Genomic DNA, 14,382 nt, shown 5'->3' with positions numbered 1-14,382 from the left:
ACCCCTTCTGTATGAAGGAGTGCCGCTTTCTTATTATGAAACAGCACAACGGTTTGGACCGATTTCCATCTCACGCTGCTCTTCTTGACTTGGTTCACGCTTCCCCATATTTGTTTCCCGAATTTCCTGGTATGCATTCGGCTGCGGAGGTAGGTTCTCAGTGACCATCCGACGGAAGGAATCTTCTTCCTCGACTTGAAGACCCGCATTTTTGGCATACAAATCTCCTAGACGCGCCATGACACGTCCTTTCTCATCCAATTCTTCCGGCTTCGCAAAGTGAGCCGGAAGCACATACAGCTCCGGAGAAAGCTGTTTATACGTTTGGTACAATGTACGGCGCAAATCACTCACCCAATCCTCAGCTTTACCAGCCAGATCCGGGCGCCCAATGGAGTCCACAAACAAGATGTCTCCTGTTAATAAATATTGATTATCGACAATCAGCGATGTACTTCCAATCGTATGACCAGGAGAGTACAGTGACTGTACGCTAATATTTGCCTGACCTACACTGAGGGATTTTCCATCTTCTAATGGTTCAAAGGAATACGTGACTTCTTCTGCGTCTTTTGGCGGCAGCCAATACGTTGCACCCGTCTTTTCTGCCAGCATACGTCCCCCTGAAATATGGTCAGCATGCAGATGTGTGTCCAGCACATACTTGATCCTAAGGTTATGCTGCTTGGCAAACTCAATAAATGTATCTGTCATACGAACGGCATCGACAACAACAGCTTCGCCTTCAGAAGCAATAAGGTAGGATAAGCATCCCTTGCCAAGACGATTAAATTGATAAATCGCTCCCCCTGTAATCTCTCCAAGTTTTACAGGCTCTAAATGCTCGCTCCACGACTTCATTCCACCCTGCAAATAGGCGACAGTACGTCCTGCCTCAGCCAATTGATCGGCGACAAACTTAGAAGAGCCTTCCTTTGCACATACAACTACTATTTCTTTATCCTCCGGAAGCTTGTCCATGATTGCATCGACACCTTCCAGCAAATCAAAATATGGAACATTGAGGTGCGTAACGCCAGCACCTTCAATTTTCCAGTTTTGAAAATCCTCTTCATTGCGCACATCTAGAATGAACAAGTCCTTGTTCTGTATCACTCGCTCTGCCACTTCTGTTGCGGTAAGAATTGCAGGATTCATCATGTTGCCTCCCCTTTTATATAAATTAAGTCTCACAATATACTTATACCCCTATAGGTAATCTTTAAACGTAAGATGATTATAATACAGATTGAAGCTTGTGTCTACTATCGCTCTTTTAGTATCACCAAAAAAGCAGCGACAATACAACAGGGGCCATCTGGCATCCATTGCATCACGGCTGCTTTTGAGTAAGCGCTCTTTGGCACTTGCCTTCTCTACGAAATTAATACAGAAGGAAACAATAATTTATATATTTTTTTAGGTCGACCACGATGGCCTGATTGTTCTTCACCAACTGTTACAGAAAGTCCGATTCTCTCCATCTCTGCCAGTACGCGTCTGCTATTTCGCTCAGAACACTTTAACCAGAGTGAAATATCGGTTGATGTCACAATAACTTTCTTATAATGATTGGCCAACGCTTCTATTTTTGATACGATGGCAAACGAAATGGACGCATCTTTGAAACGCTTCTCCCATTCCTCGCCCCAATTCCGCTGTTGAAATTGGAGTTCCTCATTTGCCTTGTACTCAATCACTTCCCTATCTTCATTCACTACGACAAAAACTTCATCCGCATGTTCGCGTACATGATGAAAGGCAAGGCGAAGGTTTTGTTCTGCCTCTAAAACGGTCACACCATAGCCAAGTCCAAGCTTTACATTTAGACCGCTTTTAGTTTTTATTTTATCAATAAGCGATTGAATAACTTTCTTTTTCAAACTAAAATCAAGCTCTCCTCTTGTCGTATAGATAAAGGATAAATCATCACCCAATTGAACAAATGACCCCTTGATATCCTCGGAAAACTCCAGCAGCACCTTCATAAGATCAAGTTTTTGATGCTTTTCACGATAGGAAAAATGCCTACTCTCCGTTGTCTTTGTTGCATCAATCGTCTCTACCCCAAGCACAGCTAACTGCGACATTCTATACTTACTAGAAAGTCCTCTTTCCCTTAGAAAATCAAGAACAAGCTTAATTGAAATATTCGCTGGCTTTACACGATAGCATGGAATTCCGATTTTTTTTAATTCCGAATACACAGTTTTCAGGCATGTTAGTGCAACTTCAACTTTACCAGCTTCATATAAATCTCGATGAAACGTAACAAGCTTTTGCGCTTCCATATATCCTTTATACGAATAAAAATAAAACTGAAGTGATTCGAACAAATAAGGTGCCTGGGCTGATTCAAATTCTGATTGATCAATTGTATCAACTGAAAACTTGTGTATAATCCTCTCCTCTGCCACAAATGCTTCGAGTAATGTTCCGATAAAACTTGAGCCATGTAAAGGGGGATAGCTTCCCTGACTCTCTGTGATGATTCCTTCATTTAACGCATAATGATAAGGTGCTTGTCCTGAAAACATCCACTGGTCTATAACATGATTATTATTTTTCAGAATAGAAAGCGTCTCTTCTGTTCGCTCATACGGAAACGTGATAACTTCAATGTCTTCATACTCTTTGGCTACATTCATCATATTTTGTAATGAATCCTGCGGCCCTACAAGCCCTAGTCTTATTTTCATTTTGCATCCACCTGCTTATTGTTATATATACTGTGTAAGAATGGAACCTATATACATTACACATGTTACTTAACTCAAAAAGCAAGGAAAAAGAAAATGAGACAGTGTTTTTATACAACGAACTACCGTACTCTTCTTTTTACTTTACGTATGTTGTCATAAACTCACTAATCATTCTGCTCATTTCAGAAATATTTTCTACTTTCTGCGTATCATGCCCTTCATCTTCAAAAACAACCAGCTTTACAACTTGGCCACGCTTTTCCATGTCGGATACGAGTTGTTCCGCTTCACTAACAGGAACACGCGTATCATTACGTCCATGAAAAACTAACAAGGGCGCTGTAATTTTATGAGAATGATATAACGGTGCAATTTCATCAAAAAATTGTGCATGCTCTTTTAGTGTACCGTATTCATATTCCCTTAAGTGACGACGCCACTTTCCTGTATTTTCAAGAAAGGTTCTAATATTGGACATGCCTACAATATCAACACCAGCCGCCCATAAATCAGGATAGTGTGTTAAAGCAGCTAACACCATAAAGCCACCATAACTTTCTCCCATGATCCCAATTTTTTGAGCATCGGCACCTTTTGACTTTATTATATCTTTGACAAGCCATACCAAGTCTTGAACGGCATCCATCCGTTTTCTTCCATCATCTAATTTTATGTAAGCCCGACCATATCCCTTGCTGCCTCGAATATTAGGCGCAGCCACCGCAAATCCCTGGCTAACTAAATATTGAATGAGGGGATTATAATCTGCCCGTGTTTGATTTTCCGGGCCGCCATGAACGTATATGACAACAGGCTTATTTCCCCCTTCTTCTTTTTCATAATAAAAATAGGGAACACTAAGCCCATCAAAAGAGGTGAACGAATGTAAAGCAGGTCTCTTCTGCACATCATTTTCCGCTACTACTTGCCCTACATAAGTCAATCTTTCTACCTTTCCACTATCCCATGTATACCTCCAAATATCTCCGGTACATACAGGTGTCTTGACAGAGAAAATACATTGATTATTATTCAACCAGGAAAGTGAACGAATTACTCCGGCTGCTATTCCTTCTACACCCTTCTTTTCATTGGTAGCTACGTCCAATGTAAACAGCTTCGATATGCCGCCTTCATTCATTGTGAAAAGTAAACGATCCTCATTTGGTGATAATTTCATTTCTTCAATATCCCATTGGGATGAACCAACCAGCTTTTCATACTTGTCAGGATACGCAAAAGAAAAACGGCATATATACATCGTATCTTCACCTAAATCAGTTACTAAATATCCGCCTTTGCTATCTTTCGTTAACTCGATGGATTCATAGCGAGCCAACTTCCCTTTTTCACCGAGTCTTAACATTTCCTTCGTTTTTATATTCAATTTGTATATATCTCTATCAATGTTCGTCCTGCTAATACTAATCAGAATACTTTCTCCATCAGGAACCCACTGTAAGGGCGTACAGATTTCATCAGATTGAAAAATAGGTTCGATCTCTTTTGAATTGATATCTTGCACAAAGATATCAAAAACTCCCGGGCCCCTACGATTACTAGAAAATGTGATTTTACTTTCATCCGGCGACCAACCGCCCAAATGATGAAAATATTCAGGTTCGTTTACTAATTCCTCAACCTTTTCACCATTATGTCGAACAATATATAATTGTTGTTTTTCATTCCCCTTGTGATCCATCCCAACAATGGTCATCGTGCCTAAAGGTGAATGCTGTACATCCATAATCCGATCCTCAAATTGACCAAATTGAATCGGCTCCCCTTTTTCGTCCAATGTCCATACCTGAGGAATACCCGTAATTTCAGATATAAAAGTAAATTTGTTTTTTTTGGGGATTGCTTGTGATTGATAAGCACTATTTGCAGTTATATACATCTTTTCTCAGCCTCTCTATGATTTATGCAAATGACAAGCTACAAAATGAGCAGGTTCAATCTCTCTTTTTACCGGAACTTCCTGCTTGCAGATGTCCATAACATACCTACATCTTGTATGAAAAGCACACCCTGCCGGTGGATTTAGTGGAGAAGGAACCTCCCCCTTGAGTATAATACGCTCTCTTTTAGCATTTGGATTTGGAAGCGGCACTGCTGATAATAACGCCTGTGTATAGGGATGCAGCGGTGTATCAATCAATCGATCAGTTGGGGCTTCCTCTACCATCTGTCCCAAGTACATTACACCGATACGATCTGAAATATGACGTACGACACTAATGTCATGCGTAATAAAAAGATAGGTAAGCTTCAGTTCATCCTGCAGCTCTTCTAATAGATTAATGATTTGTGATTGAATCGAAACATCCAAAGCGGAGACCGGCTCATCAAAAATAATGATTTTAGGATTAACAATAAGAGCTCTTGCTAAGCCAATCCGCTGCTTTTGTCCTCCTGATAATTCATGAGGATACCTATAGTAATGCTCCATCTGCATTCCCACTTTATACAGAATATCCATGACTCGTTCTGTTCGTTCTTTTGCAGAACCAATACGGTGGATGAATAGGGGTTCTTCTAAAATACTGCCCACTCGTTTTTTCGGATTTAGAGAAGAATACGGATCTTGGAATACCATTTGTAGCTCCTGGCGAATATTACGCAAGGATTTTCCCGCCAGATCACATATATTTTTATCCTTATATACGACTTCTCCTGCTGTCGGTTCTGTTAAACGTAGAATCGTTTTCCCTGTCGTGCTTTTTCCGCAGCCGGACTCCCCAACCAACCCAAAGGTTTCTCCTTCATAAAGTTCAAAAGAAACGCCATTTACTGCTTTAACTTGCGCAACTTCAGCCCCGAAATTCATAAAACTACTTTTTAGAGGAAAATACTTTTTTAAATCCTGAACTTTGAGAATAGGATGCTCATTGATTCGTTGCAGCATAGTTTTGCTCCTCTCCTTGAGCAATTTTTTCGTAATGCCAGCACCTAACTTTGTGGGAACCTTGATAGTGCTCAATCTCTGGCATTTTTGTTATACAAAGCTCATCTGCATATTCGCATCGAGGCGCAAAACGGCATCCTATCGGAATATTGTTTAAAGAAGGGACTGCTCCTTTAATCGTATAGAGTTTCTGTGTTCGATCACCTTCAAGTTTAGGAATCGACTTCACCAAGCCTTTCGTATAGGGATGAAGCGGTTTTGCAAAAAGCGTTGCAACGTCGGATTCTTCCACGATTTGGCCAAGATACATAATGATCACGCGCGTGCAGGTTTCCGCTACCACCCCTAAATCATGCGTGATTAAAATAATACCCATGTTAAGCTCTTGATTCATCTGCATTATTAAATCTAAAATCTGAGCTTGAATGGTCACATCCAGCGCTGTAGTAGGCTCATCAGCAATCAATAATTTCGGCTGGCATACAAGTGCCATTGCAATCATGACGCGCTGCCGCATCCCGCCTGATAACTGATGCGGATAGTCATGAATGCGGACTTCCGGAGTTGGAATTCCTGTCATTCTCAGCATGTCGATTGCCTTTTCATACGCTTCCTTTTTGGATACTTTACGGTGAAGCATAATCGCTTCCGTAATCTGATACCCGATCGTATATACAGGATTAAGCGAACTCAAGGGATCTTGAAAAATCATTGAAATATTGTTGCCTCGAATTTTTTGCATCTCCGATTTTGAGAGCGGCAATAAATTTCTTCCTTTTAAATTAATTTCACCTTCATACTCAACTAATCTTTCATCATATAATTTTAGAATTGATTGCGAGGTCACACTTTTACCACAGCCCGATTCACCAACAACCCCTACGATCTCTCCTTCTTCTACTTTAAAAGTAATGCCATCAACGGCCGTGACACGTCCTCGTTCTGTATAAAAATGCGTTCGAAGATCTTTTATCTCTAAAAGACACGCTGTCATAATCATTTCTCCTTCCACATTAAGCGCCTACTACATTTATTTGTTTTTGTTATTGTTTGTCTTAGGGTCTAAAAAGTCGCGTAATCCATCACCCAGCAAGTTTAAACCAAGGACAGATGCGACAATCACCAACCCGGAAAACACTACCATCCACCAAGCATTAAAAATCACTAATTTACCATCATACAAAATATTGCCCCAACTTGGATTCGGCGAAGGTACGCCTGCACCCAAATAGCTTAAGGACGCTTCTGTGATAATTGCATCAGCAAATATAAATGTAGCTTGTACAACTAATGGTGATAATGTGTTTGGAGCGATATGCAGCCAGATGATACGCGTATCACTAGCGCCTTGAGCTCTCATCGCTTCAATATAGGTCTCCTCTTTGATCACAAGGGCAGATGATCTAACTACACGTGCAATATAGGGTGTGAACACAATGCTTAAGGCTAATATGACATTGCCCATTTTCGGCCCCAACGCAGCCATAAGGGCAATCGCTAACAATATGCTTGGAAAGGCCATCAATCCGTCAGTAATCCGCATCAATATATTATCCAGGGTACGATAATAGCTTGCATACAAACCAATAACCATCCCCATAAATGACGTGATCATAGCTACAGAAAAACCAATTCCCATAGAAACCTTTGCTCCGTAAACAATACGGGTAAACAAATCACGTCCAAAGTCATCTGTTCCTAACAGATGTTGAGAGCTAGGCCCCTGCAATCGATCCGCCACTTCCATCTCATAAGGGTCGTATGGCGTGAGAAGCGGGCCGATCATTACAATCAGCAATAAAAAAAGAACGATGACGCTGCCAATCACCATAAGCTTATTCGAAAAAAAACGTCGAATAGCTAATTGACGCTGTTGTTTTTTTAGGCTATCCCTAATAGTAACCTGTTCCATGCTACTTTCCACTGTTCTCATATCCATTGCCACCTTACTTGCGCCCTAATCGAACTCTAGGATCGATAACGCCATATAATAGATCAACAATTAAGTTAACAAACACAAATGCTACTGTTACGAATAATACTGCCCCCTGTATAACGGAAAAATCTCGACGTTCGATAGAATCAATAATTAACTGTCCGATTCCAGGAATATTAAAAATGGTCTCTGTTACGACTGCTCCTGTTATTAACCCGCCGAAGCTTTGTCCAATTACCGTTAAAAGAGGAAGTAGTGCATTTCGCAATGCATGTTTGTAAATAACGTTGCGTTCTTTGACTCCTTTAGATCGGGCTGTTTTAATAAAATCTGTACTTAATGTATCTAGTAGTGAGGATCGGGCCATCCGTGCAAGAAGAGCGGCCTGCATAGTACCTAAGGCAACAGCCGGCATGATCAAGTGTCTGAGATATTCCCATAAGCCCGCGCTTATAGGTTGGTAACCGGCTACAGGCAGCCATTTTAATTGAACAGCAAAGAGTAAAATGAAAAACAAGCCCAACAGGAAACTAGGGACACAAATTCCTAATAGCGAAACTCCCATAAACATTCGATCTATAATAGAACCGTGATATTTAGCTGCCAAAATCCCTAGTGGTATCGCAATTACCAAAGCCAAAATCTGCGCCATAACAGCAAGCGCAAAGGTGGGTCCGATATGACTCCATATCGCTTCTATTACAGGCTGATCCATAAAATAAGAAACACCTAGATCACCTTGAAGTACTGCAATAATCCAGTTCATGTACTGCTGATAAATTGGAAGGTTCAGGCCCCACTGTTCGCGTAATTCTTCAATCTGCTGCGCGGTAGCATCCGGACCTAACATAACAGCCGCCGGATCGCCCGGAGTGATATGGATGACAAAAAAGACAACGGTTAAAACAACAAAGAGTACAGGTATAATCGAGAAGATACGTTTTAATAAGTAACTATACAATTACAGAAACCTCCTCTGTACTAAAGACGTAGGGGAAAAAGCATGCTAGCCATAAATGAATTCCCCTCACTTCACCGTAATTTATGAATGAAGTGAGGGATATTTTTACTTCAAGATTTTAATATTCCACGGAATAGGGCCATGGAACGTTGAGAGACCTTCTAACTTATTGGTCGTTCCAATAATCCGACTGTATTGACCTGCTTTGCTAACTGGAAGGTACTCATTCCAAAGATATCCTTGCAGCTCTTCCCAATGCTTCTTAGCTTCTTCTTGTGAGGCTGCTAGCGTAATCGCCTTCAACGAATTGGTTACTTTTTCATTTTCTATTCCACCTGCATAATTAGGACTTAATTCTAGTATTTCAGCAGGCGTGGATGAAAAGCCCATGCCGCCGATGAATATATCCCATTTTTTCGGGTCCTGACGCAATGTGAGCAGTGTTGCCCAATCATTTACTACTAAATTCACATTAATCCCTTGCTTTCCAAGCTGCTCCTTTATTACAACCGCTGCTTTGTAGCTGTAAGGATAATCGCGTGTCGTCAGCACTCTAATTTCCTTACCGTTATAGGCCGCTTCCTTTAATAATTGCTTTGCTTTTTCCGTATTGGACTGATTATATGATTCTTTCCCCGCTTCACTAAACCACTTACTATTGTCTTTATTCATATAGGAAGGAGTCATCCTGTACAGATCACCATTAGAAAAACTTGCTTTCATAATCATCTCCATATTCAACGCGGCATTGATGGCCTGTCTCATTTTAGCGTCAGCAAAGATCCCTTCTTTTTTGTTATATACGATATTGAGTGATCCACCTCCGGCAAATGAAAGATATGTTTTGGCATCTGGGGTGTTCTTTAGTTGTTCGTAATTATCAAACGGGATCTCATCAGCTATATCATATTGGCCTGTTTGGATACCGGCTAATCGGGTGGAAGGATCTGTTACAAAATAATAAAATACATCATTAACGAGCGCTTCCTTTTTCCCAGCCAGCCCGCTCGGCTTTGAATCAACCGCTTTGTAATCTGAAAATTTAGTTAATTTTATATATTGATCTTGTTTCCATTCTTCAAATTTGAAGGGACCGGTTCCAATATACTCGGATACACCCTTCTTACCCTCAGCAGCAATCACTTCCTTTGGCATAACAAGGGCCTCGCCCCGAGCTGCCATCATATCTAAAACATTCGATGAACGCTCTTTTAAATTCAAAACCACTTTATTTTTATCCTGTGCTTTAAAAGATGCGCCGCTTAGATTTACTTTTGCAACCTCTGATTTTTTTAACCAGCGATTCATTGAGGCTTCAACATCTTCTGCAGTCATTTCTTTATTATTATGGAATGTAATACCTTCTCTTAAATGAAACGTATATACCTTGCCATCTTCACTTTTATCCACAGACTTAGCCAGCATCGGAACAGGTTGGAATTCTTCATTCACTGTCATAAGGCCTTCATAAATATTTCTTCCAATATCGATGGCCGTCGAGGCTTTGGTCATATCCGGGTCAAGCGCAGGCGGTTGGGCACTGATTGCTATTTTTAGTGTGCCGCCTTCCGTCGATGGCTTACCGCTTGTAGACTCTGTAGACTTATCACTGCACCCTACAGCAAATAACGAGAGGATTAACAAAATAAGAAAACTAAAAGTAAATTTGTTTCTATACATTTTTCATTTCCCCTTCTATATTTTACTCGCTTATATCTACCTTCAACTTCTGCTTTGCAATTATTTAGTTAGCGCTCTTTTTTTCTGCTAATTCTTCAAGTGCATTCACTACGGTATGAACTAAGAGTTTGACCCCGAGAGGCAGTGCTTTTTCGTTTATTTTAAACTTAGGATCATGCAGCGGTTTTTGTTCTTCTTCATTTTCAACCTGTGTACCAAGCCATATGAACGCACCTGGATACTTTTCTAAGAATCTCGAAAAATCTTCTCCGCAAAGACTCGGTGTTATTTCTGGTAAACTCTCTTCACCAAATAACGTTCTTGTGGTGCTCCGGACATGTGCTGCCCATTTTGGAGTATTTATTGTTGAAGGATAGCCATCCAAATACTCAATCTCAACTTCAATTCCCATCGCTTTAGCCGTGTTTTCAACAATTTCAAAAAAACGTTTCTTCGCCATCATTTTCGTTTTTTCCTTAAATGTACGGATCGTTCCTTCCAACGTTACTTTTTCAGCGATAACGTTATACCTGTAACCACCTCCCATTTTTCCAACTGTTAATACGACACAGTCGATTGGATCGACATTGCGGCTAATAATAGATTGCAAAGCGTTCACCATTTGACTTGCAGCAACGATTGCGTCTATCGCTTGATGCGGCATACTTGCATGCCCGCCTGCGCCTTTTATCGTGATGGAAAAACGATCAGAGTTGCCCATCATCACCCCTTCGCGTATACCAACCTGTCCTACGGATAAATTCGGCCAAACATGCTGGGCAAAAATTACATCCGGCGGATTATTGTTAAAAACGCCATCATCCATCATTGGTTTGGCTCCGCCAATCGGTCCGTCTTCTTCTGCTGGTTGGAAGACAAGGAGAACTTTTCCAGAAAGTTGCTCTTTTATTTCATTAATTACCCTGCCTGCACCAAGCAGCATGGCTGTATGTGCATCATGTCCACATGCATGCATCTTCCCCGGGAACTTCGATATGTACTCGTCGTTATTCTTTTCAAGAATAGGTAGGGCATCAATATCTGCACGAATTGCGACGGTACCACCCGGACGTCCACCTTCGATGATGCCAAGCACACCCGTTTTAGCGTAGCCAGCTTCAAACTTGATACCATACTCTGTTAACTTTTTTTGGATATAGGCTGAAGTTTGAAATTCTTCTCCGCTTATTTCCGGATGTGCATGCAAATGTCTTCTCATTTGAAGTACATCTTCAAAAACCTTATCCAGAACTTCTTCCGCTAGCTTTAACATATTTTTGCTCCTTTAATTCAGAGAAGATCTCCGGTCGTTTTGACGAGACTACAATCTACCTTCATTCATTTTTTTAATACGATGATCTATCACCCTCCTCATAGCACACATTATAAGATCATTATTTTATTTTCGGATATTTCCTTAAACGTTCCGTTAATCGTCATTATAGTATATCAAGTAAAAAATGCAACTATATTTATTTAATTTTTTTAAAATTTAATAAATTAGGAGCAAAAACCTTATATATAACAAAAAGCAGCGACAATACAACAGGGGCCATCTGGCGTCCGTTGTATCGTGGCTGCTTTTGAGTAAGCGCTTTTTAGCACTTGCTTATCTTTTACCTTTTTAGAAAAGATATAAACGAGTTTTTCGCTAAATAAAGCATTCGTCCTTACAGGCTCAAAGGTATTCTTTCATATTTTTCTTGGATAAAAGACCGATTTTCTTTTTTCTTTATGCATCCTTAACAAACATAGTGTATGCACTCTAGTCAAGCATCTCTACAATCATAGCTGCCGCAGGTCCACCGCCTGCGCATAAAGAGGCACAACCGTACCGCACACCTCGCCGCTTCATTTCATTAAGCATCGTCACCACTAAACGAACACCGGTTGAACCCACCGGATGACCAAGCGATACACCCGACCCGTTGGCATTTACGTTTTCGATATTGATCTTCAACTCCCGGTTTACTGCAAGGAACTGTGCAGCAAAAGCTTCATTAATCTCCCAGTAACCAATCTCATCAAGGCTCAAATTTGCAAATTTCAGCGCACGTTCCACCGCTGGAACAACGCCGATTCCCATAACCTTCGGATCAACCGCAGCAGAGGCTGTGGCAACAATGCGCGCAAGCGGCTTTAACCCAAGCTCTTCAGCCTTATCAGCGGACATAATAATGAGAGCGGCTGCTCCGTCATTTAAGCTGGATGCGTTACCGGCTGTCACTGTCCCATCCTTTTTGAATACGGGACGCAGGGCAGCGAGTGATTCTGCACTCGTCTTATCGTTCGGGTGTTCGTCCGTATCAATAAAGAGCGCCCCTTTTCTAGTTTTTACTTCTACCGGCACGATTTCATTTTTGAATTTCCCTTCCGTAATCGCCTGGCAGGCGCGTTGGTGGCTAAGCAGCGCATGCGCATCCTGCTCCTCGCGGGAAATGTTGTACTGCTCTGCAAGATTCTCCGCGGTAACGCCCATATGATAGTTGTTGTATGGGTCAATCAATGCATCATGCAAAAGCGAGTCGACGATCTCTCCGCCGCCCATCCGGAAGCCGTCGCGTGCTTTGGGCAGCAGATGCGGCACATTCGTCATGCTCTCAAAGCCTACCGCAGCTCCGATTTCAACCTTGCCTAGCATAATTTCTTGAACAAGAATTTCCGCTGCTCGGATAGAGGACGGACACTGTTGATTAATTGTAGCAGCCACTGTTTCCACTCTGCAGCCCGCTCCTAATGCGACCTGGCGAGCCGGATTCCCTTTGCATCCGGCCTGATAGACATGGCCTGCGAGCACTTCTTCCACCTGGTCACAAGCAATGCCTGCCCTCTCAATCGCAGCGTTCAGCGCAATAATTCCTAAGTCTACTGCAGTTAGGCTTTTTAACGCCCCTGAAAAATCTCCAATCGGTGTACGTACCCCGCTTACAATTACAACATCACGCATGAAAATCCCTCCGTTATTTTTATAGTCCTAAATTTTTGGCAATGATCGTTTTCATAATTTCGGTTGTGCCTGCATAGATGGCTGTGACGGGAATATCGCGATAGCGACGGGCAATCTCGTATTCTTCCATATAACCATAGCCGCCGTGCAACTGCATGCATTCCGCCGCTACCTGCTTCGCCATATCGGTCAGCCACCATTTCGCCATGGAGACCTGCGTCACCACATCCTTACCTTCCATATGGTTGACGATCAGATCATCTAAGAATGTACGGCCGATTTCGATTTGTGTCGCCATCTCCGCAATTTTAAAGCGCGTATTCTGGAAGCTGCCGATTGACTTCCCGAATGCTTTTCTGTTTTGCACGTATTCAATGGTTAGCTTCAACATCTCTTCCGCTGCGACCTGTGCCGCAACCCCAACAATCAATCGTTCCTGCTGCAGCTTATCCATTAAATAATAGAATCCCTTACCTTCCTCACCGAGCAGGTTTTGCACAGGAACACGGGCATCATCAAAGATAAGTTCAGCCGTATCCTGGCTGCGCAGTCCTACCTTATCCAGCTTTTTACCACGTGAGAATCCAGGGGTGTCACGTTCTACTACCAATAGACTGATACCTTTATGTGCAGGCTTAGCAGTTGGATCGGTCTTGCATACAACAACAACCAAGTCGGCGTGAATCCCATTTGTAATGAATGTCTTCTCTCCATTCAAAATATAGTGGTCACCATCGCGTACCGCTGTCGTCCGGATGCCTGCCAAATCTGATCCCGCACCCGGTTCAGTCATTGCAATCGCTGTGATCAGCCCTCCGCTAATACAGCCCGGAAGCCAGCGTTCTTTCTGCTCTTCTGTTCCGTATGTATCCAGATAAGGAACTACAATATCGTTATGCAGCCCCACACCAATTAGACTTGAGCCGACACGCTCCAATTCTTCGTTAATAATAACGGCATATGCAAAGTCGGCGTTCAATCCGCCGTATTTCTCGTCAAGCCACGGACAAAGAAAGCCATTCTCACCCAATTTGTCCCAGAATTCTCGGGGAATGATTCCAGCTTTCTCCCATGCATCATAGTGAGGATACGCTTCCTTCTCCAAAAATTTACGAAATGCATCACGAAATATTTTATGTTCCTCTTGAATATATCGGCTGGTCATACGAACCCCTCCAAACATAATGTATACGTTCTCTCCTTACCTACTCTGAAGCAATTTTCATGCCAGCTATACCCATCCATTTT

The 14,382-nt window shown here is 41.9% G+C and carries 11 protein-coding genes; all 11 read right to left on the bottom strand.

Annotated elements, in window-relative coordinates:
- Positions 1 to 33: 33 nt before the first annotated feature.
- Positions 34 to 1,158 (bottom strand): MBL fold metallo-hydrolase, encoded by a 1,125-nt coding sequence (locus AB3351_RS03595; RefSeq protein WP_371146254.1) that lies wholly within the window; start codon positions 1,156 to 1,158, stop codon positions 34 to 36.
- Between the two features lie 218 nt (positions 1,159 to 1,376).
- Entirely contained in the window at positions 1,377 to 2,699 is a 1,323-nt protein-coding gene (locus AB3351_RS03590; protein ID WP_371145762.1) for a hypothetical protein, read from the bottom strand.
- Positions 2,700 to 2,838: 139 nt separating this feature from the next.
- Positions 2,839 to 4,602 carry a S9 family peptidase gene (locus tag AB3351_RS03585; protein ID WP_371145761.1) on the bottom strand — a complete coding sequence of 588 codons (1,764 nt, stop codon included), beginning with the start codon at positions 4,600 to 4,602 and terminating at the stop codon, positions 2,839 to 2,841.
- Between the two features lie 15 nt (positions 4,603 to 4,617).
- Positions 4,618 to 5,610 (bottom strand): ABC transporter ATP-binding protein, encoded by a 993-nt coding sequence (locus AB3351_RS03580; protein WP_371145760.1) that lies wholly within the window; start codon positions 5,608 to 5,610, stop codon positions 4,618 to 4,620.
- Entirely contained in the window at positions 5,591 to 6,604 is a 1,014-nt protein-coding gene (locus tag AB3351_RS03575) for an ABC transporter ATP-binding protein (RefSeq protein ID WP_371145759.1), read from the bottom strand. The genes AB3351_RS03580 and AB3351_RS03575 overlap by 20 nt, the downstream gene beginning before the upstream one ends.
- A gap of 36 nt (positions 6,605 to 6,640) precedes the next feature.
- Positions 6,641 to 7,543, bottom strand: a complete 903-nt coding sequence (locus AB3351_RS03570; protein WP_371145758.1) for an ABC transporter permease — start codon at positions 7,541 to 7,543, stop codon at positions 6,641 to 6,643.
- 13 nt (positions 7,544 to 7,556) lie between these two features.
- Positions 7,557 to 8,507 (bottom strand): ABC transporter permease, encoded by a 951-nt coding sequence (locus tag AB3351_RS03565; protein WP_371145757.1) that lies wholly within the window; start codon positions 8,505 to 8,507, stop codon positions 7,557 to 7,559.
- A 105-nt stretch (positions 8,508 to 8,612) separates the two neighbouring features.
- The gene (locus AB3351_RS03560; RefSeq protein ID WP_371145756.1) at positions 8,613 to 10,187 is read right to left on the bottom strand and encodes an ABC transporter substrate-binding protein; all 1,575 of its coding nucleotides are present in this window, start codon (positions 10,185 to 10,187) and stop codon (positions 8,613 to 8,615) included.
- 64 nt (positions 10,188 to 10,251) lie between these two features.
- The gene (locus AB3351_RS03555) at positions 10,252 to 11,460 is read right to left on the bottom strand and encodes a M20 metallopeptidase family protein (protein WP_371145755.1); all 1,209 of its coding nucleotides are present in this window, start codon (positions 11,458 to 11,460) and stop codon (positions 10,252 to 10,254) included.
- Between the two features lie 492 nt (positions 11,461 to 11,952).
- The gene (locus AB3351_RS03550; protein WP_371145754.1) at positions 11,953 to 13,134 is read right to left on the bottom strand and encodes a thiolase family protein; all 1,182 of its coding nucleotides are present in this window, start codon (positions 13,132 to 13,134) and stop codon (positions 11,953 to 11,955) included.
- Between the two features lie 19 nt (positions 13,135 to 13,153).
- On the bottom strand, positions 13,154 to 14,299 hold the full coding sequence (locus tag AB3351_RS03545; RefSeq protein ID WP_371145753.1) for an acyl-CoA dehydrogenase family protein: 1,146 nt from the start codon (positions 14,297 to 14,299) through the stop codon (positions 13,154 to 13,156).
- Positions 14,300 to 14,382: the final 83 nt, after the last annotated feature.

Source organism: Aneurinibacillus sp. REN35 (assembly GCF_041379945.2).
Lineage (GTDB): Bacteria > Bacillota > Bacilli > Aneurinibacillales > Aneurinibacillaceae > Aneurinibacillus.
Note: the sequence above shows the minus strand (reverse complement) of the source record. Positions and strands in the feature narration are given on the sequence as shown.

Excerpts from the sequence above, each read along its gene's own strand:
- AB3351_RS03595 (WP_371146254.1), bottom strand. The coding sequence starts at position 1,158 with ATGAATCCTGCAATTCTTACCGCAACAGAAGTGGCAGAGCGAGTGATA.
- AB3351_RS03590 (WP_371145762.1), bottom strand. The coding sequence starts at position 2,699 with ATGAAAATAAGACTAGGGCTTGTAGGGCCGCAGGATTCATTACAAAAT.
- AB3351_RS03585 (WP_371145761.1), bottom strand. The coding sequence starts at position 4,602 with ATGTATATAACTGCAAATAGTGCTTATCAATCACAAGCAATCCCCAAA.
- AB3351_RS03580 (WP_371145760.1), bottom strand. The coding sequence starts at position 5,610 with ATGCTGCAACGAATCAATGAGCATCCTATTCTCAAAGTTCAGGATTTA.
- AB3351_RS03575 (WP_371145759.1), bottom strand. The coding sequence starts at position 6,604 with ATGACAGCGTGTCTTTTAGAGATAAAAGATCTTCGAACGCATTTTTAT.
- AB3351_RS03570 (WP_371145758.1), bottom strand. The coding sequence starts at position 7,543 with ATGAGAACAGTGGAAAGTAGCATGGAACAGGTTACTATTAGGGATAGC.
- AB3351_RS03560 (WP_371145756.1), bottom strand. The coding sequence starts at position 10,187 with ATGTATAGAAACAAATTTACTTTTAGTTTTCTTATTTTGTTAATCCTC.
- AB3351_RS03555 (WP_371145755.1), bottom strand. The coding sequence starts at position 11,460 with ATGTTAAAGCTAGCGGAAGAAGTTCTGGATAAGGTTTTTGAAGATGTA.
- AB3351_RS03550 (WP_371145754.1), bottom strand. The coding sequence starts at position 13,134 with ATGCGTGATGTTGTAATTGTAAGCGGGGTACGTACACCGATTGGAGAT.
- AB3351_RS03545 (WP_371145753.1), bottom strand. The coding sequence starts at position 14,299 with ATGACCAGCCGATATATTCAAGAGGAACATAAAATATTTCGTGATGCA.